The sequence below is a fragment of the Flavobacterium sp. LC2016-13 genome (genome assembly GCF_009707955.1).
Taxonomy (GTDB): Bacteria; Bacteroidota; Bacteroidia; order Flavobacteriales; family Flavobacteriaceae; genus Flavobacterium.
Genome location: NZ_WMDQ01000002.1, coordinates 348,428 through 369,506, shown reverse-complemented (window position 1 = coordinate 369,506; position 21,079 = coordinate 348,428). Strand labels below are relative to the sequence as shown.

General features: G+C 31.5%; 16 protein-coding genes. All 16 read right to left on the bottom strand.

The genetic code is table 11. The features are described from left to right. Positions 1 to 523: 523 nt before the first annotated feature. Positions 524 to 1,897 (bottom strand): DUF4302 domain-containing protein, encoded by a 1,374-nt coding sequence (locus GKZ86_RS05395; protein WP_154782081.1) that lies wholly within the window; start codon positions 1,895 to 1,897, stop codon positions 524 to 526. 10 nt (positions 1,898 to 1,907) lie between these two features. Then, the gene (locus GKZ86_RS05390) at positions 1,908 to 2,768 is read right to left on the bottom strand and encodes a substrate import-associated zinc metallohydrolase lipoprotein (protein ID WP_154782080.1); all 861 of its coding nucleotides are present in this window, start codon (positions 2,766 to 2,768) and stop codon (positions 1,908 to 1,910) included. Positions 2,769 to 2,787: 19 nt separating this feature from the next. Next, positions 2,788 to 4,263 (bottom strand): RagB/SusD family nutrient uptake outer membrane protein, encoded by a 1,476-nt coding sequence (locus tag GKZ86_RS05385; protein ID WP_154782079.1) that lies wholly within the window; start codon positions 4,261 to 4,263, stop codon positions 2,788 to 2,790. An 11-nt stretch (positions 4,264 to 4,274) separates the two neighbouring features. Further along, entirely contained in the window at positions 4,275 to 8,003 is a 3,729-nt protein-coding gene (locus GKZ86_RS05380) for a SusC/RagA family TonB-linked outer membrane protein (RefSeq protein WP_154782078.1), read from the bottom strand. A 211-nt stretch (positions 8,004 to 8,214) separates the two neighbouring features. After that, positions 8,215 to 9,330, bottom strand: a complete 1,116-nt coding sequence (locus GKZ86_RS05375) for a FecR family protein (protein ID WP_154782077.1) — start codon at positions 9,328 to 9,330, stop codon at positions 8,215 to 8,217. A gap of 81 nt (positions 9,331 to 9,411) precedes the next feature. Next, positions 9,412 to 10,029 carry an RNA polymerase sigma factor gene (locus GKZ86_RS05370; protein WP_154782076.1) on the bottom strand — a complete coding sequence of 206 codons (618 nt, stop codon included), beginning with the start codon at positions 10,027 to 10,029 and terminating at the stop codon, positions 9,412 to 9,414. A gap of 267 nt (positions 10,030 to 10,296) precedes the next feature. Next, positions 10,297 to 12,738, bottom strand: a complete 2,442-nt coding sequence (locus tag GKZ86_RS05365; RefSeq protein WP_154782075.1) for a T9SS type A sorting domain-containing protein — start codon at positions 12,736 to 12,738, stop codon at positions 10,297 to 10,299. A gap of 124 nt (positions 12,739 to 12,862) precedes the next feature. Beyond that, the gene (locus tag GKZ86_RS05360; RefSeq protein ID WP_154782074.1) at positions 12,863 to 13,291 is read right to left on the bottom strand and encodes a hypothetical protein; all 429 of its coding nucleotides are present in this window, start codon (positions 13,289 to 13,291) and stop codon (positions 12,863 to 12,865) included. A 142-nt stretch (positions 13,292 to 13,433) separates the two neighbouring features. Continuing rightward, on the bottom strand, positions 13,434 to 14,306 hold the full coding sequence (sucD, locus tag GKZ86_RS05355) for a succinate--CoA ligase subunit alpha (protein ID WP_007808093.1): 873 nt from the start codon (positions 14,304 to 14,306) through the stop codon (positions 13,434 to 13,436). Positions 14,307 to 14,390: 84 nt separating this feature from the next. Next, positions 14,391 to 14,690, bottom strand: a complete 300-nt coding sequence (locus tag GKZ86_RS05350; RefSeq protein WP_228526537.1) for a nuclear transport factor 2 family protein — start codon at positions 14,688 to 14,690, stop codon at positions 14,391 to 14,393. Positions 14,691 to 14,754: 64 nt separating this feature from the next. Beyond that, complete coding sequence (locus GKZ86_RS05345) at positions 14,755 to 15,684, bottom strand: UDP-3-O-(3-hydroxymyristoyl)glucosamine N-acyltransferase (protein WP_154782072.1); 930 nt, start codon at positions 15,682 to 15,684, stop codon at positions 14,755 to 14,757. Positions 15,685 to 15,777: 93 nt separating this feature from the next. Further along, on the bottom strand, positions 15,778 to 16,344 hold the full coding sequence (gene efp / locus GKZ86_RS05340) for an elongation factor P (RefSeq protein WP_035624093.1): 567 nt from the start codon (positions 16,342 to 16,344) through the stop codon (positions 15,778 to 15,780). A gap of 124 nt (positions 16,345 to 16,468) precedes the next feature. Beyond that, entirely contained in the window at positions 16,469 to 17,254 is a 786-nt protein-coding gene (gene lpxA, locus GKZ86_RS05335) for an acyl-ACP--UDP-N-acetylglucosamine O-acyltransferase (protein ID WP_029270176.1), read from the bottom strand. 72 nt (positions 17,255 to 17,326) lie between these two features. Then, positions 17,327 to 18,715 carry a bifunctional UDP-3-O-[3-hydroxymyristoyl] N-acetylglucosamine deacetylase/3-hydroxyacyl-ACP dehydratase gene (locus tag GKZ86_RS05330; RefSeq protein WP_059115789.1) on the bottom strand — a complete coding sequence of 463 codons (1,389 nt, stop codon included), beginning with the start codon at positions 18,713 to 18,715 and terminating at the stop codon, positions 17,327 to 17,329. Further along, positions 18,708 to 19,751 (bottom strand): UDP-3-O-(3-hydroxymyristoyl)glucosamine N-acyltransferase, encoded by a 1,044-nt coding sequence (gene lpxD / locus GKZ86_RS05325; RefSeq protein WP_154782071.1) that lies wholly within the window; start codon positions 19,749 to 19,751, stop codon positions 18,708 to 18,710. Before lpxD ends, GKZ86_RS05330 begins: the two co-directional genes overlap by 8 nt. Positions 19,752 to 19,790: 39 nt before the next feature. Continuing rightward, positions 19,791 to 21,020 (bottom strand): HD domain-containing protein, encoded by a 1,230-nt coding sequence (locus GKZ86_RS05320; RefSeq protein WP_194632450.1) that lies wholly within the window; start codon positions 21,018 to 21,020, stop codon positions 19,791 to 19,793. Positions 21,021 to 21,079 lie beyond the last annotated feature (59 nt).

The window sequence follows — 21,079 nt, the reverse complement described above, 5'->3', positions numbered from 1 at the left end:
ATATATTAAAAATATACGAATAATCTTGTTTTTTTTATCAATTAAATTTATTTTTATTCGGTAAAATCTTAAAAAAAAATATAATTAAAAACTGAAATGCCTTTTCTTTAAAATAAAAAAAGATAACTAACAATGACTTATATATGATTTTGCTTCGTTATAAAAAAGAAAACTATTAACGCTACTACCACCATAAAAAACATTTTATAAATAGATGCTTGAAACTCTCTTGTATCATTTAGTTTGTCATCTTTTCTTTGTTTTATTATTTTAAAAACCATGACTAAAAGGAGTACTATTATGGAGAGATATAAATAATATCTTGCATAATCTGGATAGAACCATGATATAGCCATGAGTATTGGACCCCATAAAAACAAAGTGATATTTGTTTGTGTGATATACTTTTTAATCATACTTTCTAAAATTTAAGGTTAATTTATTGTTTCAAAAATTTTATCCAAAAAAGCAGCTCAAAAATTGAGCTGCCTTTTCTTCAAAATAAAAATTAAAACTAAAACTATTATTGGAATGAGTACGCAACCATTCTAAAAGGAGTTGTTGTACTTGTAAACGTATAAGCTGTATAACCTGAAACTGGTGTTTTAGCAAAATATAATCCTTGTGGATTCATAAATTCATCATCTAACGCTTTCAAGAAAGTTGGTGTTGCTATTGCCGGAGCGGCTGCTGTTGCAGTAGCTTTCCAGACACCTGGAGTTAAAGTAACTGTTTTATTTACAGCATCTCCTGTTATGGTGAAATAATGATATCTTCTGGCGACTACTACAGTTGGATTTGAAACAGCAGCAAATCTATATTCTATATAATTTGTTCCGTCTGCATTATTAAACCATGGCTGTATTCTCTGAATCAATAGACCTGTACCTGCAGCTGCCTCAGCATTTGCTAACAACGATAGGAATAAAGGAGAATTCGCTGGTTCTGGTTTCGTTAAATTATAAATATAAGCATAGACATTGTTACCACTTGGTGGCAATAATAATTTATAATCATCTGTTAAAAGAAGTGGCTTCGCAGAATACTTGATGGTTGCACTTACCCCGTTTGTTCCTGTAGCAGTAAAACTTCCATCAGCATCATTGTATACGAAAGTGCTTAATTTTTGCCCTCCTACTTCAACTGCAGGATTTACTTCAATTCCTGTTGGCGTGTAACCAACACCAAAATTAAAACTTACAGAATAACCTGTTTCTATAGAATTAGCTGCTGCATAACGTGTAACAGGTGAGAATGAAAAATCAAACTGATGTTTTGTTGTTCCGTCATTTGTTTCTAATAACCTGAATAATGGTCTTGAATCAGATCCTATCACATTAGCCTCTGTGTCAAAATTCTTTGGTAGATTATCTCTATCTTCTTTAGTTGCCTTTACAAAACGTATTTCTTGTCCGTTTCTATTGGCTTTAAAAATAATTTGTCCGTTTTCCTGTCCGTAATACAAAAATTGAAAATCTCCTAAATATCCTTTTGCTTCTAATTCATCAATTGGATAATTGTCTGATTCAGATAAAAGGTGAATTCTATTTTTTGTTGTAAATACTAAACTTACTGTACTTCCGAGTTGTATTTGATATTCACTTTTATAAGTGTCTGTATCTTCATCAAAATCAGAAGACATTTCAACTGTACCGTCAGCAGCAAATTTGAAAAAATGAGTATAACCACCCAAAATAGTATTATCTGTAAAATAGATTGCTTTCCACCCTTCAGGCGACGAAAGTAATGCCGCTTTTAATTCAGCCATTCGGGCATTTAAACGTTCAGTAGGGGTTTGATCGAATTTTGGATCTGCGTCTGTATTATTATCGCAGCCGCTTAATTGCAACGCTAGAAGCGCTACAAATAAGAACTTATATATGTTTTTAATTTTCATGATACTTCTTTTAGTTGTTTATTACAGCAGTTGTATTTTTTTCAGCTTCATCTCTCAATGCATAGAAATCCATGTTGTAGGCTTCTTTAAAATATTTTACAACAAGAGCTTCTTTCGCTCTTAATGCTGCTAAGGCAGTTGGACTTTGGATGCCAGCTAAAAATGCAGCATATTCTGCTTTTGAATATATTAATATCATTGAAGCTGTTTCTGCAAAATCTTCATTAATATTTGATCTGGCATAACTGGTAATAAATCCAATTTCGTTTGATACCGGAATTGAGAAATTATACCAATCAGCTGTATATCCACCAGGTGTTAAAGCTGACCATGATTTTTCATCAAATGGTTTATGCTGATTCAAAATATGGATATATTCATGTTGAATTGTGTGAATAAATTCTGAAACATTTTCGCGATCAGATTGATCTATATAATCTGTTTCAAATAAGGTAACACGTTGTCCTCCTTCGGCTAAACCTAAGGTTCTTGTACCAACACTATTTAAATTCACACCACCAATTAAAACAATTTCTCGAGGCGCGATTTTTTTTACGAAATCTGCACCACCAATTGTAGAATAACTTTTAAGCCAAATTGTTTCAACAATCTCAAGGGCTGGCTGTACTTTATCTATTGTTGGAGGAAATAAATAACGACTGTTATCAACCGTATTTTGATTCCATTTATATTGTACATTAATATTATATGGATTCAAATATGTAGTTGCTATCCAATTATCTAAATCTGTTCTTATTGGTTGTGTATAATCTAATTGACTATCTCCCGGTTGATCATCGTGTGCGCATGAAATTACGGCCATTGAAACCATAAGTAACATTGCAATTTTATTATATTTTATTAGTTTCATAACAATTTACTTTTAAAATTTATCTAGGATTTAATTCAACACCAGTATTTGACGCATGAAGCGGAATTTGCAAAGCTCTGCGGTTGTCATCTTTTGCTAAAATATTAGTTGGTCTATTAGTTGTTTCGTGATTAACTACAAGGTTAAAACGCTTAACATCAAACCATCTCATTCCTTCATGTACAAAATCTCTACGTCTTGTTTCTGCAAGTGCTTTTACATAAGATGTCTGCACCGGAGTCATAGTGTAAAATGGTGTAAATTCATCAGCAATTACCGGATATTTGGCTACAACTTTTGCCTGAGTTACTTTATCTGTAGCAACATAACCTACTGTTCTTGTTGATAGAAAATATTCAAGCTCATCATTTGCTAAAGCAATATCGCCTTTCATTACGTGAGCTTCAATTCTGTTTAAGAAAAATTCATCATTACTCAATAAAACTTCGGCAACATAAGGATCTCCAATTCCAGCTGTTACATTCGAATATTTAAAATATTCGTAGAACTTTGGAAGAAAAACTGTTATACTACTATTTGAAGAATAAAAGTTATAATACCATGGTTTAGCAAAAAGGCTTGTAGCTGTACCGAAAATTTCCGGATAACGAGAACCTGAAAGGTAAAAGCGATTTGAATAGTAAGATCTGCTCACAATAGAATTTGCAGATACAATTAATAGGTTCGTTTCAACATCACTGCTTGCATAAGCTAATCTTTGTGCATTAACAGCTATTGATTCATAAGATAAAAAGTCTCTTAATCTTCCTACTGGTTTAGAACCTAAATCATTAGATACTTCAATAACTTTGTCCCAATCACCTTTTATTAAATAAAATCTACTTGCGAAAGCTTTTGCTGCACTTACATTAAAGTGAAATTTAGGCTGTTTGTAATCGTTTGTTACTAATGGTAAACCATCTTCTATATCTTTTTGAATAAAATCGAAAACTTCTTTTATAGTATTTCTTTTATATTTTGTCAATAATTCTGTTTCTGGTTTTGTTACATAAGGAATTCCTAAATCTGTAGCAGCAGTAGCAGGATTATAACGTTTAGACCAAAGAGAGACCAACATAAAGTGAGAATAGGCTCTGGCTAATAATGCTTCTCCCTTTTGCGGATTCAAACTTGCTGAATTTCCTAATTGATCAATAGCTTCAAGCGCTTTATTGGCGTGTGCAATTGCTTTGTAACAAGCATCCCAATAGTATGCCTGAGTGTCAATATCAGCTGTTTCTGTCTGAATTTCCCAATTATAGTTTTGTTCGTTTTTTAGCAACGTTTCCGGCATTCTACTATCAAAAACATTATCTGACATTGTTTCAGCAATATCAAAATAACTCATTTGAGGATAGGCATTTACTAATATTTCGGATATTTTATCCGGAGTATCTATTTCTGTTCTGTTATCTGGTTTTTCAGAAAGGAAATCATCACAGCTAGTAATACTTATAAGTATTAATAGGGATAATGCTATTTTTAAGTTTTTCATAATTTTGACTATTATAATGAAAGGTTTAAAGTAAAAGTATATTGAGATGTTACCGGTAAAGCAACTCCTCCTGAATTACGGAACTCAGGATCCTGACCGTTTAATCTCTTATCAGAGTAAAGTAACCAAGGATTAACTGCTGAACCTTTTAGGGTAAAAGTACTAAGTCCTAATTTTCTCTTGAAATCACTTGGAAATTCCCAACTTAAAGAGATGTTTTTTAGTCTAACAAAATCTCCATCTGCAATACGAGCATCAGAATAATTATACGTATTGTAAGCTCTTGCAAGTGTACGTTCTCCTCCGTAATTAGCATTTAAACGTTTATCTGCGATTACTGGAATGTTTGTATAATTTTCATCTCCAGGATTTATCCATCTGTTGGTAAAATCTTTTGTGAAAACCGTTAAATCATCATAAGTACTGTCATATACTGGATTTAAACGAACTTTGTTTCCTCCTGATCCAACAAAAAATACATATAAAGACCAGTTTTTATACGTAAACGTATTTGCTAAACCTATAGATTTATTTGGTTCAATAGATCCTTCGTATTTCAAATATTTAGTAACATTTAAATTATCCTGAAAATTTGCTCCTGTAATATTATCCGTTTCTCCGTCAGCCATTACAAAAGTTGGCAAACCTTGATTGTTCAAACCTGTAAATTGGTATGAATACAATGAATTTCTAGGATGTCCAAGTGTGTTACCTCCATTTGCATCGATTAAATCAAATGCTGTAGGAGTATTTTCTAACTTTGTAATTTCTTGTTTATAAACAGAAAAATTAAGCGTTGTAGACCATTTAAAGTCTTTAGCATCAATATTTTTAGTTGTAAATCCAATCTCTAAACCTTTAGTTTCCATATCAGCATTGTTTCCTTGTCTGATTCTTTGACCTCCAATTCCTGAAGTAATTACATAATCTACTAAATCAAATGCTTTACGACGGTAAATATCTGTTGTTAACTGAACTCTATTGTTAAACATACCAAGATCAACACCTATGTTAGTTTCAAATTGTTTTTCCCAAGTTAAACTTCCATTTTGTAGTTCATCAATCTGAATTCCGGTTTCTCTGTCATCAAGATTAAAACGATCTGTAACATAACTTTTGTAAATTGCCAAAGAGTTTGTTGCTGGTCCTGCCGTAGCTGTTAAACCGTAAGAAGCTCTTAATGCCAAAGTATTAACTGATTCAATGTTTTTCATGAAACTTTCTTCAGCAACATTCCATTTTCCACTAAAAGTATAAGTTGGTAACCATCTTGATGAATCACTGTTTCCTTGTCTGTTTGATCCGTCATAACGTCCTGTAACCGAGAATGTATAACGACGATCATACGTATATCCAACTTTTCCGAAGAAACCTACTGTTCTTTCTTTTTCTTCATTAAAACCATAATAAGAATCTCCTCCATTGATGATTTTTTCGATAATTCTAGGATCAGTAAATGCAGTTAAACCTCTGTCATATTGTAAACCTGCAGCAGTAAAATTATCACTGCTTCTGTCAACTACTCTTAACTCTGTACCAAATAAACCTTCTACTTCATGTTTATCATTGAATGTGTTTCTGTAATTAACACTATTTCTTAAGTTGTAAGAAGTTAAGTCGTTTGTGAATTTTCTTAAGAAACCTCCATTTGGTAAAACAGAAACTTTAGGCGCTGTTAAATCATTAGGATCCTGATATAAAAAGATATTAGCATCTCTTACTAATGTATTTACTCCATCTTCACCATCTGGTGTACCCGCTTTATAAGCTCCAACAACGTTTGAACCTTCTAATATTTTATGCTCACGGCTTGTGTTTGCATAACGAGCTGAACCTGTCAGATTGTAATTTAAATGCGGCGTAATTTTATAATCTAAATCTAATTGGAAACGGATATCTTTAACTTCGATTTCCATATAATTGTTTGCCAATTCGTTAATGATGTTCATTTTAGCCCAGTTATTTCTGTAATATTCAAGATTACCTTTTTCGTCATAAGGACGTAAAGTTCTACTTGTATTTAATACATAATTAAATGGGTTGATATCAAAATCACGAGTTACTTTTCCAAATACAACATCTTTTTCACTTTCATAACTTCCCGGCGCACCTTGATCACGAATCGAAGCCAATGTAGATAAAGTAATATTTAATCTGTCATTTACATAAAATGTACCTCTAATATTTGATGAAATTTGTTTTACATCATCAGCAATTGTCCATCCCGGATCTGTATAATATCCTAAAGAAGCATAAAATGTATTGTTTTTACCACCTCCAGAAAAACTTAAAGAGTGATTTTGTGTAATAGACGGTCTGAATAAAACATTAAACCAATCTGTATTTGCCAATTCGTATTTCTTTAAAAAATTATTACGGCTAACCGGATCATTGTTAACTAAATAACTATCTGTTTCAGGCACATAAGTATTTATAGCTCTACCTAAAATATTATAAGCTCCACCATATCTTCCGTTTACTGTAGAAGGTAAATCTAAATAACCTTTAGCTTCCATTTCCTTCATAATACTCATAGATTCCTGAGAATTTAAGATATCATATTGGCTGTAATTTGGAACTGCTCTAACACTTTGTTCTAAACCATAACTTACTTTTAATGGAGAATCTCTACGACCTTGTTTTGTTGTAATAACTACAACTCCATTTAATGATCTTGAACCATAGATCGAAGTTGCAGATGCATCTTTAAGAATCTCAATACTCTGAATATCGTTTGCATTTAAACCTGCAACAGAAGAACTCAATAATGTTTCTGAATTTCCAGAGGCCAAATCTGCAAATGATAAATTAATGATATCTTCCTGAACTACACCGTCAATTACCCATAATGGTTTTGTATCTCCAAAAATAGAAGAAGATCCACGAACGGTAATTTTAGGAGCTGTACCAAAAGTACCTGTTACGTTTTGAACTGTAACTCCGGCAGCTTTACCTTCAATCATTCTACTCACGTCTACAACACCATCAACTTTAAGTTCAGCTCCTGAAATTTTACTGATTGCTCCTGTAAAAGTTCTTTTAGATGTTTTTTCGTAACCTGTAGTAACTACAACTTCTTTTAAGTTTTGCCCTGCTTCATTTAAAATAATCGTTGGTGAAGTATTTTCAATACCTACTTCTTTGGTTTCCATACCAACATAAGAAATAACAAGACCTGTGCTGTTAGCAGGCATTTCGATAGAAAAATTACCATCAAAATCTGTCAATACAGCAATTTTTGTTCCTTTTGCCAATACTGTTGCTCCAGGTAATGGTACTCCACTTGGGTCAGTAACTTTTCCTTTGATAATTGGACCTGCCGTTAATATTTCAAAAAGAGAATCGCGATTATCTGCTTTTGCAAAAGGATCTGCAGCTGCACTTTTTTGCAAAATAATCTGATTACTAATTTCTGAGTAAGTAATATTAAAAGGCGCTAGAATTCGGCTAAGAATACTAGACAGTACTTCATCATTAGCATCTATACTAACTTTATAATTTAGCTGAGGAAGTCTTGAATTGTAAGAAAATTTTACATGTGCAGACTTCTCAATTTTAGACAATGCATTGTCCAAAGTCAAATTTTCAACTGTAATTGTAACTTTGGTATCTAGTTTTTTCTGCCCGTTTATACTGTTTGCCATCGTAACACTTGAAAATACAAGTGCTAAGACAAACTGAAATAGCGTTATTTTCATGATTCGGTAGAGTAATCGTTGTTTAACAACTGGTTTTTTCATAATTTTGGTGTGTTTTGATTAATACTGTTCGAGTGTATTTTTAAGAAACGTAATGAATAACTCTTTACAGAGAGAAATTCAATTTTATTAAGTGTCGATAATGTTACAGCATTTCGGCACTTTTTTTAATGTATTTTATTGTTACATAGGCTTTTAATTATATTTAGTTTTAGTTTAGTTTATAGATAAAATTTATTTGAAATAAATATGCTTAATTACAACCTTCTGAATGTATGGTAATTTGATTTCCATTCATCTCGAATGTACTATCACCTCCAATACTTTTGCAAATGATTTTAAGTTTTTCCGGTAACGGCTGATCGCTTAGTGATGTTGTTAAGTGACAATCTTTTAGTTTATCTTTTGGATAATCAATATTAACTAAATAAGCCTGCTCGATTGTCTCAAAAATTTGAGTGATTGGAATATCATTAAATTCAAAACTAAGCTGCTCAATATTTCCAACACTATGAACCAGAACTTCGTCTTTAGTTATATTTGTTATTTTATTAAATACCAAATCTTTACGAATGAATCGAAGTGCCTGATTTGGAAGCAATACTACTTCGTGATCAGTTGCGTTAGAAACAAGACTATTTGATTTTACCCTTACTTTACCGGTGCGAACAAGAACTTCAACATTTTGTTGATCCTGATATGCTTTAATTCTAAAACTAGTACCAACAACTCTTGTTACAATTTCGTTAGCATAAACAAAAAAAGGCTTTTTGGGATTTTTACTAATTTCAAAGAAACCTTCGCCGGATAAATAGACCTTTCTTTCATTCCCGGTAAAGATTTTAGGATAACTTAATTTACTATTAGGTTGTAATAAAACAGAACTTCCATCTGATAATGTTATGATTTGAGATATATCTGAATTATTGGTTTGTTCAACCAATCCTTCATTATTTTCTTCAATCAATTCATTGTAGGTAACAACAGTATTGGTTGTGATGTTATTATTTCTGAAAACATAAAGTGATATAAAGATTAACAAAACTGCCGCTACAGAAGCACTTAACCAATATCTTTGCAAAAATCTAATTTTTGATTTTGCAGTTTGCTTATAAAAGTTTTCTTTTTCTTCGATTTTATTCCAGGTAGATTCTAACGCTTCGTGAATCTCATTTTGAGACAAATTCACATCAGTAACTTTCATTGCTAATAATAAAAGTCTGGCATCCTCAACTAATTTGGCTCGTTGACGATTTTCTAATGTCCATTCTTCCCAGCCTTGTTCATCAATTTTGGAAAGAATCCATAATTGAAATGATTCATCAGCTAAAAAATCTTCGATTTCGGTATAATTATTACGTTTTTGCATCTTAGAATTAGGGTTACAAAAACATAGAGGACACTTTTCTTATTACATACTCACCTAATTGTGATTATTTTTAAGTTTTTTTTAAGAAAATTGCAAAACCCCTGAAGATACTAGTAAAATATAAGATAAATTACCTTTCCATTCTTTGCGAAGACTTAATAATCCTCGATATAATAAGTTATTTGCTGATTGATAATTAACATCCAGCAATTCTGCAATTTGTTCTACAGCCAAGCCTTGATGATATCTAAGATACAAAGCTTCTTTTTGACGTGGAGGCAAATCGTTCAATAATTTATTAAGATACAAAACACGTTCTGCAGTTACTTCATCTTCTACTAATTCATTTTCTATAGAAAAATCAAAAAGAAATTCAAGTGCTTCTGTTGAAGTTGTTTTACGAAATATATGATCTCTTTGAAATAAGCGGGCAATTCTTTTTCTTACACTTGATAGCAAGTACGCTTTTACAATTACACTTTCCTGCAATGAATTTCGATATACCCACACATCAGCGAAAACATCCTGTACACAATCCTGCACTTTTTCCTGAAATGGAGAAAGCGAATTTCCGTAGCTAATTAAATCTTTGTAATATCTCTCAAAAAGTAATGAAAATGATTTTTCATCACCAGCTTTTAAGTTACTCCAAAGCGTATTATCATCTAAAAGTTTATTGTTTAAGATTGGGCTTTTCATATTTATTTGAGGCGTCGTATATTTAGAAAACAGGCTTTGCTTAATAGTAAGAGAATAATATTTTAACATTATTCTTTAAGTTTGTTCGATAAATATATAAAAGCAAATAAATAAAAACCAATTTATTTACAAAAAAGAAGCGGTTTCTTAATACAGAAACCGCTTGTAACTTTGACTATGACAGACTTCTTAAATAAATGTTAAAAAAAATATTATTTTAAAGAATATCTAAAATGTAAGAATTTATCATGTTATATGGATATAAGTTTATTCCTTAATAAACTTTGTTCCTGAAATTCCTTTGTCAGTTTTAATTTTCAAAATATAACTTCCAGTTCGTAATTTTGAAACGTCGACTTTTGTAGCCTTTTCAGCATTAGGAACAGCAATTACCAATTGTCCCAAAATATTATATATTGAGATTGACTGGATTGCAATTTGATTATTCAAAGAAATATTTAAATCATTTTTTGCCGGATTTGGATAAACATTAAAATAATTAGAAAATTCAAAATCCTGAGTTCCTAGAGTTTTAAAAGTTGATGTTGCTTTATTTGTTAAAATTGGGAAGTTATAATCAAAATAAATATTAGCTTCATTTTGAAATTTATCGCCTACTTTCAAACTTGACAAAGTTTTGATTTTAAAAGCTATATACCCGTCATTGTTAGCATCATCAAAAGGAAGATTTATTTTTTCGAAGATGAATTCTACTTTATTTCCGTTTGATATTTTAGTAGTATACGAGTGGCTTGCACTAGTTGGTACCAAAGTTGAAATGTCAAATTTTGATAAATCGATCATGTCTTTTACTACAATATTTTCTGCCGGATAAGTTCCGGTATTTTCAAAGCGAATTAAATAATGAACATATTCTCCAATTAATTCCGGTTTAATAACATCACCCTCCAAACATGTTTTATCATTTGGATCATAAGAGCCTAATACTGTTTGATTTAATTCAAAAATGTTATCTATAGGTGTTTCATCAATTTCAGAAGAATTTATTGATGCGGTATATTTTAAAATATCATTGTTATTTACTGCAGGTATTTCTGTTGGAGAATTGACATTCAAAGTTAAAGTTATTTCTCTTGACTCAAAAGGCTTTAAATTAGAAAAATCCCAAATTAAATTATTTTGTGTTTGATTTGAAACTGTTAAACTTGTAGAAACTAAATCTAAAACAGAATCACTAAAAGACAGATTGATTTTACCGGATTGAACTACATTTCCTTTATTTTTATAAATAATTTTATACTTTACATCAAAACCCGGACTTGCAGTTTCCAACGGTAGAAAGCTTATTTCTAAATCTTTATGAGAACCGTTTGGTACTAAACAAACATTCTGATTTAAAGCACTAGTTTGTGTTGGAAAAACAATATTTATAGAAGCTGGTAAAATCGAAAAATAGCTTGTATTTTCAATAATGGGAGTAATTGTGTACGAACCTGCAGGAACCTTAAAAGAATATAAACCATTTGAATCTGTAATATAGCTCTCTACTTTATTACCATTTGAAATAGAAAATTTTAAATATGAAGTTGCGATATCACCAGCGTCGCAGCCATCATTATTGAAATCGACTTGGCTTTTACCCTGAAATGTGTAATTTATTTCGCCAGGCTTAAATGAACAATAATTTCCAACTACACAATTTATATAATTATATGGAGCTATTTTTTGCGTAACAATCTCTAAATTAGATTCATCATCGCAAATATATTGAAGTTTTGGACAATTTGAAAAATTAAGTCCGTTATATCCCAAAGAGATTAAGGCAGTTTCTAAAAAATTTAAATTTTCAATAGTTCCATTCTTAATATTAAGAAATTCTAAATTAGGACAATCCGATATATTTAGATCTTTTAAATTTTTTAAATTACTTAAGTCTAACGTTTTGATAAGCGTATGCCCTATCCATAAAGTTTTTAAAAGCTGCAAATTAGATAAATTAATAGACTCTATCGGATTTATTCCGCCATAACAATCTGTTAATTTATTAGAATTTGAAAAATCAATATTTGCAATTTTATTATTCCAAAAATCAAAATATTGGAGTCCTTTTAATTTTGTAATATCTAGACTAGTTAATGAATTTTGGGCACATCTTAAAAACCACAATTGAGTAGAGTTTGGAAGTTTCAATTCAGTAAGTTTATTTTCATAACAAACAAGTTCTTGAAGATTAGAACTATTTGAAACATCTAAATTATTTAAACTATTATTATTGCATTCAAATATGTTTAAGCTTAAATTAGAGACGTTTATTGAAGTTAACTTATTTTGTGCACAAATTAATGTTGTTATCTTGTTTAAATCTGCAAGGTTTAAATCGCTAATTTCATTTGATGAGCATACTAATCTATTAAGATTTTTTAAATTACCTACATCCAGTAATTTCAAGTTATTATTTGAACAATTTAAATCATTTAAATTGTTCAAATTTTTGATTTCATCTAATGAAGAAATATTAGAATTCGTTAAATCTAGATATGTCACGTTTAAGGCTTCTGCTATTTCAATTTCTCCATTATTATTAGAGTCAATTTTAAAATATTTTGCAGTTAAATCTTTGGCAATTTTATTATTCTCGCTTGCCTGAAGTAATTTTGTTTTAAAATTAGCATCAGTAAAATTTATTATTTGAGCATTTATAGAAGAAAAAAAGCATAAAGCCAGTAATAATAAGTAGTTTTTTATCATAGTTTTGGTTTGTTTTTGGATGATAAATATATAAAGCTCAAAACTTAAAACCTAATTACTTAATAAAAAAAGCCTTACTAAATAAATAGCAAGGCTTTCAATAAATTTTATTTAAAAACAGCTTTTAGAAAGCTACATTCCATCTTGGTAATTTTGCATTTTCATCTAAGAAATTTTGCAAAACTTGTCCTTCAACTGCAGTTGGAATTGCTTTTGCAGCTGCATTAAAAGTTTCATACCAAACCACTTCAAGAGCAGAGATATTTTCTAATTTCATTTGTGCCGGCCAAGAATATTTTCTTCCTGTTTTAGCAAATTGGTGTCCGTTTACGATTTTATCATACAAACCACCATTTTTGCTTTTCAAAGTTCCGTCATTCTGAACAGTTCCTGTAGAACCAACCATAATCAATTCTTTTGCATCACCTTCAACTGCATAAACAACAAAAACACCTGCACCTCCTTCAGGAGCATTGCAAACTTGTTCTAAACTGTCTTCAATAGTAAAAGTAAAACTATTGCTTACTTTAAACTTTTTTAATTCTTTGTACATATTTTTCTTTTTTAAGCTTCTAAGGTTCTGAGAATCTGAGCTGCTAAGATTTTTAATTTTATTCCAACATTTTAAAAATGTAAAAAAGTCTCAACAAAATATTGAGACTTTTTTTGGAATTTTTTATTTCAAATATTGGATATTATCCAAGTACTTCTTTTACTTTTTTACCAATTTCAGCTGGTGAATCAACAACGTGAATTCCATTGTCTCTCATAATTTGTTTTTTAGCAGCAGCTGTATCATCAGAACCACCAACAATAGCACCTGCATGACCCATTGTTCTACCAGCAGGAGCAGTTTCTCCAGCGATAAAACCAACAACTGGTTTACGGTTACCATCAGCTCTTACCCATTTAGCAGCATCAGCTTCTAATTGACCTCCAATTTCACCAATCATGATGATAATTTCAGTTTCCGGATCGTTCATTAATAATTCAACAGCTTCTTTAGTAGTAGTTCCAATAATTGGATCTCCACCAATACCAATAGCTGTAGTAATTCCTAAACCTTGTTTTACAACTTGGTCAGCAGCTTCATAAGTTAAAGTTCCTGATTTAGAAACGATACCAACTGTACCTTTTTTGAAAACGAAACCTGGCATAATACCAACTTTAGCTTCACCCGGAGTAATTACTCCCGGACAGTTTGGTCCGATTAATCTAGAATTTCTTTCTTTAACATAATTATTTGCTTTAATCATATCTGCTACAGGAATTCCTTCTGTAATAGCAATAATTACTTTGATTCCAGCATCAGCAGCTTCCATAATTGCATCAGCAGCAAAAGCCGGCGGTACAAAAATGATAGATGTATCAGCTCCAGCTTGATCTACAGCGTCTTTTACTGTATTAAAAACCGGACGATCTAAATGGCTAGTTCCTCCTTTTCCCGGAGTAACACCACCAACAACATTAGTACCGTACTCAATCATTTGAGAAGCATGGAAAGTTCCTTCGCTTCCTGTAAATCCTTGAACAATTATTTTGGAATCTTTATTAACTAAAACACTCATGATATATATTTTATGTAGTTTTTAAAATTGTGTTGCAAAAATAAGGTTTTGTAATCTATTTTAACCTTTTTGTCTTCAAAAAAATTAAGAAAATTGACTCATCTGATAACCGCGATATAATTTGTCATCTTTAATTTGCCAAATTGTAGCAAAATGAGCTAATAACATCTCTTCTCTTGGGTTTTCAATCGTTTTTACAAAATGAGAATAACGTATTGATACTAAATCATCTTCGGCAATAATATGACTTATTCTAACTTTCGAACGTACATAAGCACGACTTAGTTCATTCGCCATAGCTAACATCGAATTATAATCCATTTCGATTAATCCTTTGGTGCTATGCCAATCTAACTTTACCTCAGGATGCAAGTAAATTTTCATGATTTCACTATCAATCAAGGCATCCGACTTATAAAATTTTTGAACAAATTCTTTTATAGACATATTACTTCAATTTATTTAGAATTTCAGGAATCTTCTTGATATTGGCTAATTGCTTTAACTTTTCTCTTGATTCTTCAATTGGAGTTCCAAAATAAGATTTTCCGCCTTCAACCGATTTAGTAACACCTGTTTGTCCCATAATAACAGCCTTCGCTCCTATTGTGATACCGCTTGTTGTACCAACTTGTCCCCAAATTATAACTTCATCTTCAATAACAACGCAACCGGCAATACCAGTTTGTGATGCAATTAAACATTTTTTTCCTATTACTGTATCATGGCCAACATGCACCTGATTATCAAGTTTTGTACCTTCTCCAATTGTAGTGTCACCTGTAACCCCTTTATCAATAGTACAAAGGGCACCAATACCAACATTATCCTGAATGACTACTCTTCCACCAGAAATTAACTGATCGAAACCATCCGGGCGTTTTTTGTAATAAAAAGCATCGGCACCTAAAATAGTTCCTGCATGAATAATTACATTATCACCAATTACTGTATGGTCGTAAATAGAAACATTAGAATGTATCAAACAGTTTTTACCTATTGTAACGTTGTTTCCAACAAAACTATTTGGCTGAATTACAGTTCCTTCTCCAATCGTTGCAGAAAGAGCAATAGATACAGAAGTTGCCTGAAAAGGTCTAAAATGTTTGGTTAGGGTATTGAAATCTCTGAAAGGATCATCAGAAATTAAAAGTGCTTTACCTTCAGGACAATCTACTTTTTTGTTAATTAAAACAATCGTAGCCGCAGACTGTAAAGCTTTGTCATAGTATTTAGGATGGTCAACAAAAACAATATCACCAGGTTCAACAACATGTATTTCATTCATGCCTAAAACCTCAAAGTTTTTGTCACCAATAAATTCGCAATTAAGCAAATTTGCAATTTCTTCTAAAGAGTGAACTTTTGGAAATTTCATAATATATTTAGTTTTTAGTCTCAGTTTTCAGTCTCAGTTTTCAATCTATCAACAAACTGCTAACTGCGACTGAAAACTGAAAACTTATAAAAACTACTCTTTTACACGCTCCATGTAAGAACCTGAAGCTGTATCAATTTTAATTTTATCACCTTCGTTGATGAATAACGGAACGTTTACTGTAGCACCTGTTTCTACCGTAGCAGATTTAGTTGCATTTGTAGCTGTATTTCCTTTTACTCCCGGCTCAGCGTATGTAACTTCAAGGATTACAGAAGATGGCATATCTACTGATAAAGGCAAATCAGTTTCAGTATTTACCTGAACCATTACACTTGTTCCTTCTTTTAATAATCCCGGAGCATCCAGGATATTTTTATTCAAAGAAATTTGCTCAAAAGATTCTGTATTCATAAAATGAAATTCATCACCTTCAGCATATAAAAATTGGTAGTTATGTGTCTCTACACGCACGTCGTCAATTTTATGTCCTGCAGAAAATGTATTGTCTAATACTCTTCCTGTAGTTAAACTTCTTAATTTTGTTCTAACGAAAGCCGGACCTTTCCCAGGTTTTACGTGAAGAAATTCGACTATTTTATAAATATCGTGATTAAATTTAATACACAATCCGTTTCTAATATCTGATGTAGACGCCATTTGTTTTATTTTAGATTTTAGAATGTAGATTTTAGATTCTCAACAGAATAAATCTTCCATTCTTTTATTTTTAATAATTCTATTTTTAATTTTAATGTGCGGTTTAGAAATCTAAACTCTAAAATTAATAGTTTCCTGAATAACCTTTCATAATTCCTCTTGATGAATTTCTGATAAAATCTAAAATTTCATCTCTCTCAGGAGTAGCTTCCATTTCAGCTTCAATAATACTTAAAGCTTGCGTTGTATTGTAATTTTTTTGGTATAGAATTCTATAAATTTCCTGAATTTCTCTAATTTTTTCAGTACTAAATCCTCTTCTTCTTAAACCTACAGAATTAATCCCTACGTATGATAAAGGTTCTTTTGCTGCTTTTGTATATGGCGGAACATCTTTTCTTACCAAAGATCCTCCAGAAATCATAGCATGATCTCCAATATGAATAAATTGGTGAATAGCTGCCAAACCTCCAATTACGGCGTGATTTCCAACTACTACGTGACCTGCTAATGCAACTCCGTTTACGATAATGGCATTATTTCCAATTTCACAATCGTGCGCAATATGTGCATAAGCCATAACCAAACAGTTATTTCCTAAAATAGTTTGCCCTGAAGCAACTGTACCTCTATTTATAGTTACACATTCTCTAATTGTACAATTGTCACCAATTATTGCAAGAGAATCTTCTCCACCAAATTTTAAATCTTGTGGAACAGCTGAAATAACAGCTCCTGGAAAAATATTGCAATTTTTACCAATTCGAGCGCCTTCCATGATGGTTACATTTGAACCAATCCAGGTACCATCACCAATAACAACATTATTGTGAATTGTTGTAAAAGGCTCAATTACAACGTTTTTAGCGATTTTGGCGCCAGGATGAACATATGCTAATGGTTGATTCATCTGTATGTTTTATATTTTAAATTAAAATAGTCTAATTTGGGCAACAAACGTAAACAATAAATTTGATTAAAATTATTGTTTTCTAACAATTTGAGCCATTAATTCTGCCTCAGTAACTAATTTGCCATTTGCGTATGCATTTGCCTGCATGTGACAAATCCCTCTTCTGATAGGAGAAATCAATTCGCATTTGAAAATTAAGGTATCTCCCGGCAATACTTTATGCTTGAATTTAACATTGTCAATTTTCATGAAATATGTCAAATAATTTTCCGGATCAGGAACCGTACTTAAAACCAAAATCCCTCCTGTTTGTGCCATAGCTTCAACAATTAGAACACCTGGCATAACCGGAGCCTCAGGAAAATGTCCCACGAAGAAGTTTTCATTCATCGTAACATTTTTCAAACCAACAACATGACGATCAGACATTTCTATAATTCTGTCGATCAATAAAAATGGAGGTCTGTGTGGCAACATTGCCATGATTTTGTGAATATCCATCAATGGCTCTTGGTTCAAATCATAAACAGGAACGTGATTTCTCTGTTCTATTTTAATAATTTTAGCCAATTTTTTAGCAAATTGAGTATTTACGTAATGACCAGGTTTGTTTGCAATAATTTTTCCCTGAATACGAACTCCAATTAAAGATAAATCTCCAATAACATCAAGCAATTTATGTCTTGCTGCTTCGTTTGGATAATGCAAAGTAAGGTTATCTAAAACTCCGTTTGGTTTTACAGAAATCTCTTCTTTACCAAAAGCTTTCTTTAAATTAGCCATTGTAGATTCAGAAATTTCTTTGTCTACATAAACAATAGCATTGTTTAAATCTCCACCTTTAATTAATCCGTGCTCTAATAAAGATTCCAATTCATGCAAGAAGCTAAAAGTTCTTGAATTTGCAATTTCAGCTTTAAAATCAGAAATGCTTTTAAGAGTAGCGTTTTGTGTACCTAATACTTTAGTACCAAAATCTACCATTGTTGTTACCTGATAATCATCGCTTGGCATTACAAGAATTTCGCTTCCGGTTGCTTCATCAGTAAATGAAATAACTTCTTTTACAACATAAACATTACGGCTTGCATCTTGTTCTTCGATACCGGCTTTTTCAATTGCTTCAACAAAATATTTTGATGAACCGTCCATGATAGGAAGTTCAGAGGCATTCAATTCAATAATAATATTATCCAAATCACAACCAACAACTGCTGCTAAAACGTGCTCCGGAGTTTGTATTTTTACACCTAATTTTTCTAAATTAGTTCCTCTTTGAGTATTAACAACATAATTGGCATCAGCTTCAATCACTGGCTGGCCTTGCAAATCTATTCTCACAAAAGTGAAACCATTATCTATTGGAGCAGGTTTAAAAGTCATTGTAACTTCTTTTCCAGTATGTAATCCAACTCCTGTTAGTGAAATTTCATTTTTGATGGTCTTCTGTTTAACCATTATTTCCATTTTTTGGGTTTATTATTTGTTTCTTTAATTCTTCCACTTCGGCCACTATTTTAGATAGGTTTTTAAAATGAACATATGATTTATTAAAATCACTATATCCTAACGATGGTGACCCTTGCAAAATTTCATCATCTTTAATGTTTCTTGCCACTCCTGATTGAGCCTGAAGCCTAACATTGTTACCTATAACTAAATGGCCTGCGATACCAACCTGCCCGCCAATCATACAGTTTTCGCCAATTTTTGTAGAACCTGCAACGCCTGATTGAGCAGCAATTACAGTATTTTTTCCAATTTCTACATTATGTGCAATCTGAATCTGATTGTCTAATTTGACTCCTTTTCTGATAATGGTAGAACCAAGAGTTGCCCTGTCTATTGTCGTATTAGCACCAATATCAACATTATCTTCTATAATAACATTTCCTATTTGCGGTACTTTACTGTAAACTCCTTCTTCATTTGGTACAAAACCAAAACCATCTGCACCTATAATAGTTCCTGAATGAATCGTACAATTATTTCCTATTATAGTTTCAGAATATATTTTAGCGCCTGCAAAAATATATACATTATCTCCAATAACAACATTATCACCAATAAAACTATTAGGATATATTTTTACGTTATTACCTAAAACAACATTTTGCCCTACATAACTAAAGCTTCCTAAATATAAATTCTCTCCATATTTAGTTCCTTCAGATATAAAAGAGTGCACTTCTATTCCGTTTTTATTTAACTTTACCTGATTGTAAAAATGTAAAAGTTTAGAAAAAGATGCATAAGCATCTTCTACTTTTATCAAAGTTGTAGTGATTTCGGCTTCTGGTACAAAGGTATCATTAACAATTGTTACCGTTGCTTTTGTACTATATATGTAATTGATATATTTGGGATTAGCCAAAAAAGTAAGCGATCCTTCTTCGCCTTCTTCTATTTTAGATAAGCGAGAAACTTCTGCATTGGGATTCCCAACTACTTCTCCTTCTAAAATTCCTGCTATTTGTTCTGCTGTAAATTTCATTGCGACAAAAATATAAAAAATAGATTTTAAATGTTAATTTTATATAAGTTGTTTTGGAAAACAGATATAATATTTTGTCACCAATTTAGATAACGATTTCAAATTCAGCTGATCAGACGCTTCAACAACATCTTCAATTGTCTTATCTTTTTTCAAAATTCTTATCGGTTCAGCCTCTTTACTATATGCCTGGTTTTTAATTTTTCCCCTAAATATAAAATATCCTGCTTCTAATAGTGTAATATGGTGTTCGCTGGCAAACTCTTCTTTTAACAATTGAGATTCTTCCATCGGAATTTTTTCCGCACTCAGTTTAATCTTTAATAAATCTCTGTTAATGATCATTTTACTCAAAGTAGAGAGTATAAAATCATCTTGTTTTTGCCACGCTTTTAATGCACTTATAATATCAAAATCATCCAATTGCGAAAACAAATCCAATTTTTCGGCATCAAAATCTTCTAACGTTATTTTGTTTTGCATAAAAAACAACAAAGGCTCGCTGCAAGGCAATGAAACGCCTTTTAATGTCAATTCTTTAGCCCTTTTTAAAGCTTTCATCAAAATTAATTCGGCAACCAAACTCGTTTTATGCAAATAAGCCTGCCAGTACATTAATCGTCTGGAAAGCAGAAATTTTTCGACAGAATAAATACCTTTCTCTTCAATTACCAAAACCCCGTCAACCACATTCATCATTTGAATCAAACGTTCAGAATTAACGTTTCCTTCTGCAACTCCGGTATAAAAACTATCACGTTTTAAGTAATCCATTCGATCCATATCTAACTGACTAGAAATCAATTGCAACATGAATTTTCTATGATAATCACCTTTAAAAACCTGAATTGCAAGGCTCAGTTTTCCATCAAATTCATCATTTAACTGATTCATAAATAACAATGAAATAGCTTCATGATTTACATCTTCAACAATACTTTTTTCCATGGCATGCGAAAAAGGACCGTGACCAATATCATGCAGTAAAATAGCAATTAATAAAGCACATTCTTCATCATTTGAAATAGCAACTCCTTTAAAACGAAGTGTTTCAATAGCTTTCTGCATTAAATGCATACATCCCAAAGCATGATGAAAACGCGTATGATTAGCGCCCGGATATACCAAATAAGATAATCCCATTTGAGAAATACGGCGCAAACGCTGAAAATACGGATGCTGGATTAAGTCGTAAATAAGCTCGTTTGGGATGGAAATGAACCCGTAAATGGGATCGTTAAATATTTTTAATTTATTTATATGGGTCACTATAGAGTTCTTTTTTAGGTCAACAAATATAAGGAAATAACTATAAAGAGATTTTAGTT

Bases quoted from the DNA above. Each gene is read 5' to 3' on its own strand.
- GKZ86_RS05395 (WP_154782081.1), bottom strand. From the start codon at position 1,897: ATGAAAATTAAAAACATATATAAGTTCTTATTTGTAGCGCTTCTAGCG.
- GKZ86_RS05390 (WP_154782080.1), bottom strand. From the start codon at position 2,768: ATGAAACTAATAAAATATAATAAAATTGCAATGTTACTTATGGTTTCA.
- GKZ86_RS05385 (WP_154782079.1), bottom strand. From the start codon at position 4,263: ATGAAAAACTTAAAAATAGCATTATCCCTATTAATACTTATAAGTATT.
- GKZ86_RS05380 (WP_154782078.1), bottom strand. From the start codon at position 8,003: ATGAAAAAACCAGTTGTTAAACAACGATTACTCTACCGAATCATGAAA.
- GKZ86_RS05375 (WP_154782077.1), bottom strand. From the start codon at position 9,330: ATGCAAAAACGTAATAATTATACCGAAATCGAAGATTTTTTAGCTGAT.
- GKZ86_RS05370 (WP_154782076.1), bottom strand. From the start codon at position 10,029: ATGAAAAGCCCAATCTTAAACAATAAACTTTTAGATGATAATACGCTT.
- GKZ86_RS05365 (WP_154782075.1), bottom strand. From the start codon at position 12,738: ATGATAAAAAACTACTTATTATTACTGGCTTTATGCTTTTTTTCTTCT.
- GKZ86_RS05360 (WP_154782074.1), bottom strand. From the start codon at position 13,291: ATGTACAAAGAATTAAAAAAGTTTAAAGTAAGCAATAGTTTTACTTTT.
- sucD (WP_007808093.1), bottom strand. From the start codon at position 14,306: ATGAGTGTTTTAGTTAATAAAGATTCCAAAATAATTGTTCAAGGATTT.
- GKZ86_RS05350 (WP_228526537.1), bottom strand. From the start codon at position 14,690: ATGAAAATTTACTTGCATCCTGAGGTAAAGTTAGATTGGCATAGCACC.
- GKZ86_RS05345 (WP_154782072.1), bottom strand. From the start codon at position 15,684: ATGAAATTTCCAAAAGTTCACTCTTTAGAAGAAATTGCAAATTTGCTT.
- efp (WP_035624093.1), bottom strand. From the start codon at position 16,344: ATGGCGTCTACATCAGATATTAGAAACGGATTGTGTATTAAATTTAAT.
- lpxA (WP_029270176.1), bottom strand. From the start codon at position 17,254: ATGAATCAACCATTAGCATATGTTCATCCTGGCGCCAAAATCGCTAAA.
- GKZ86_RS05330 (WP_059115789.1), bottom strand. From the start codon at position 18,715: ATGGTTAAACAGAAGACCATCAAAAATGAAATTTCACTAACAGGAGTT.
- lpxD (WP_154782071.1), bottom strand. From the start codon at position 19,751: ATGAAATTTACAGCAGAACAAATAGCAGGAATTTTAGAAGGAGAAGTA.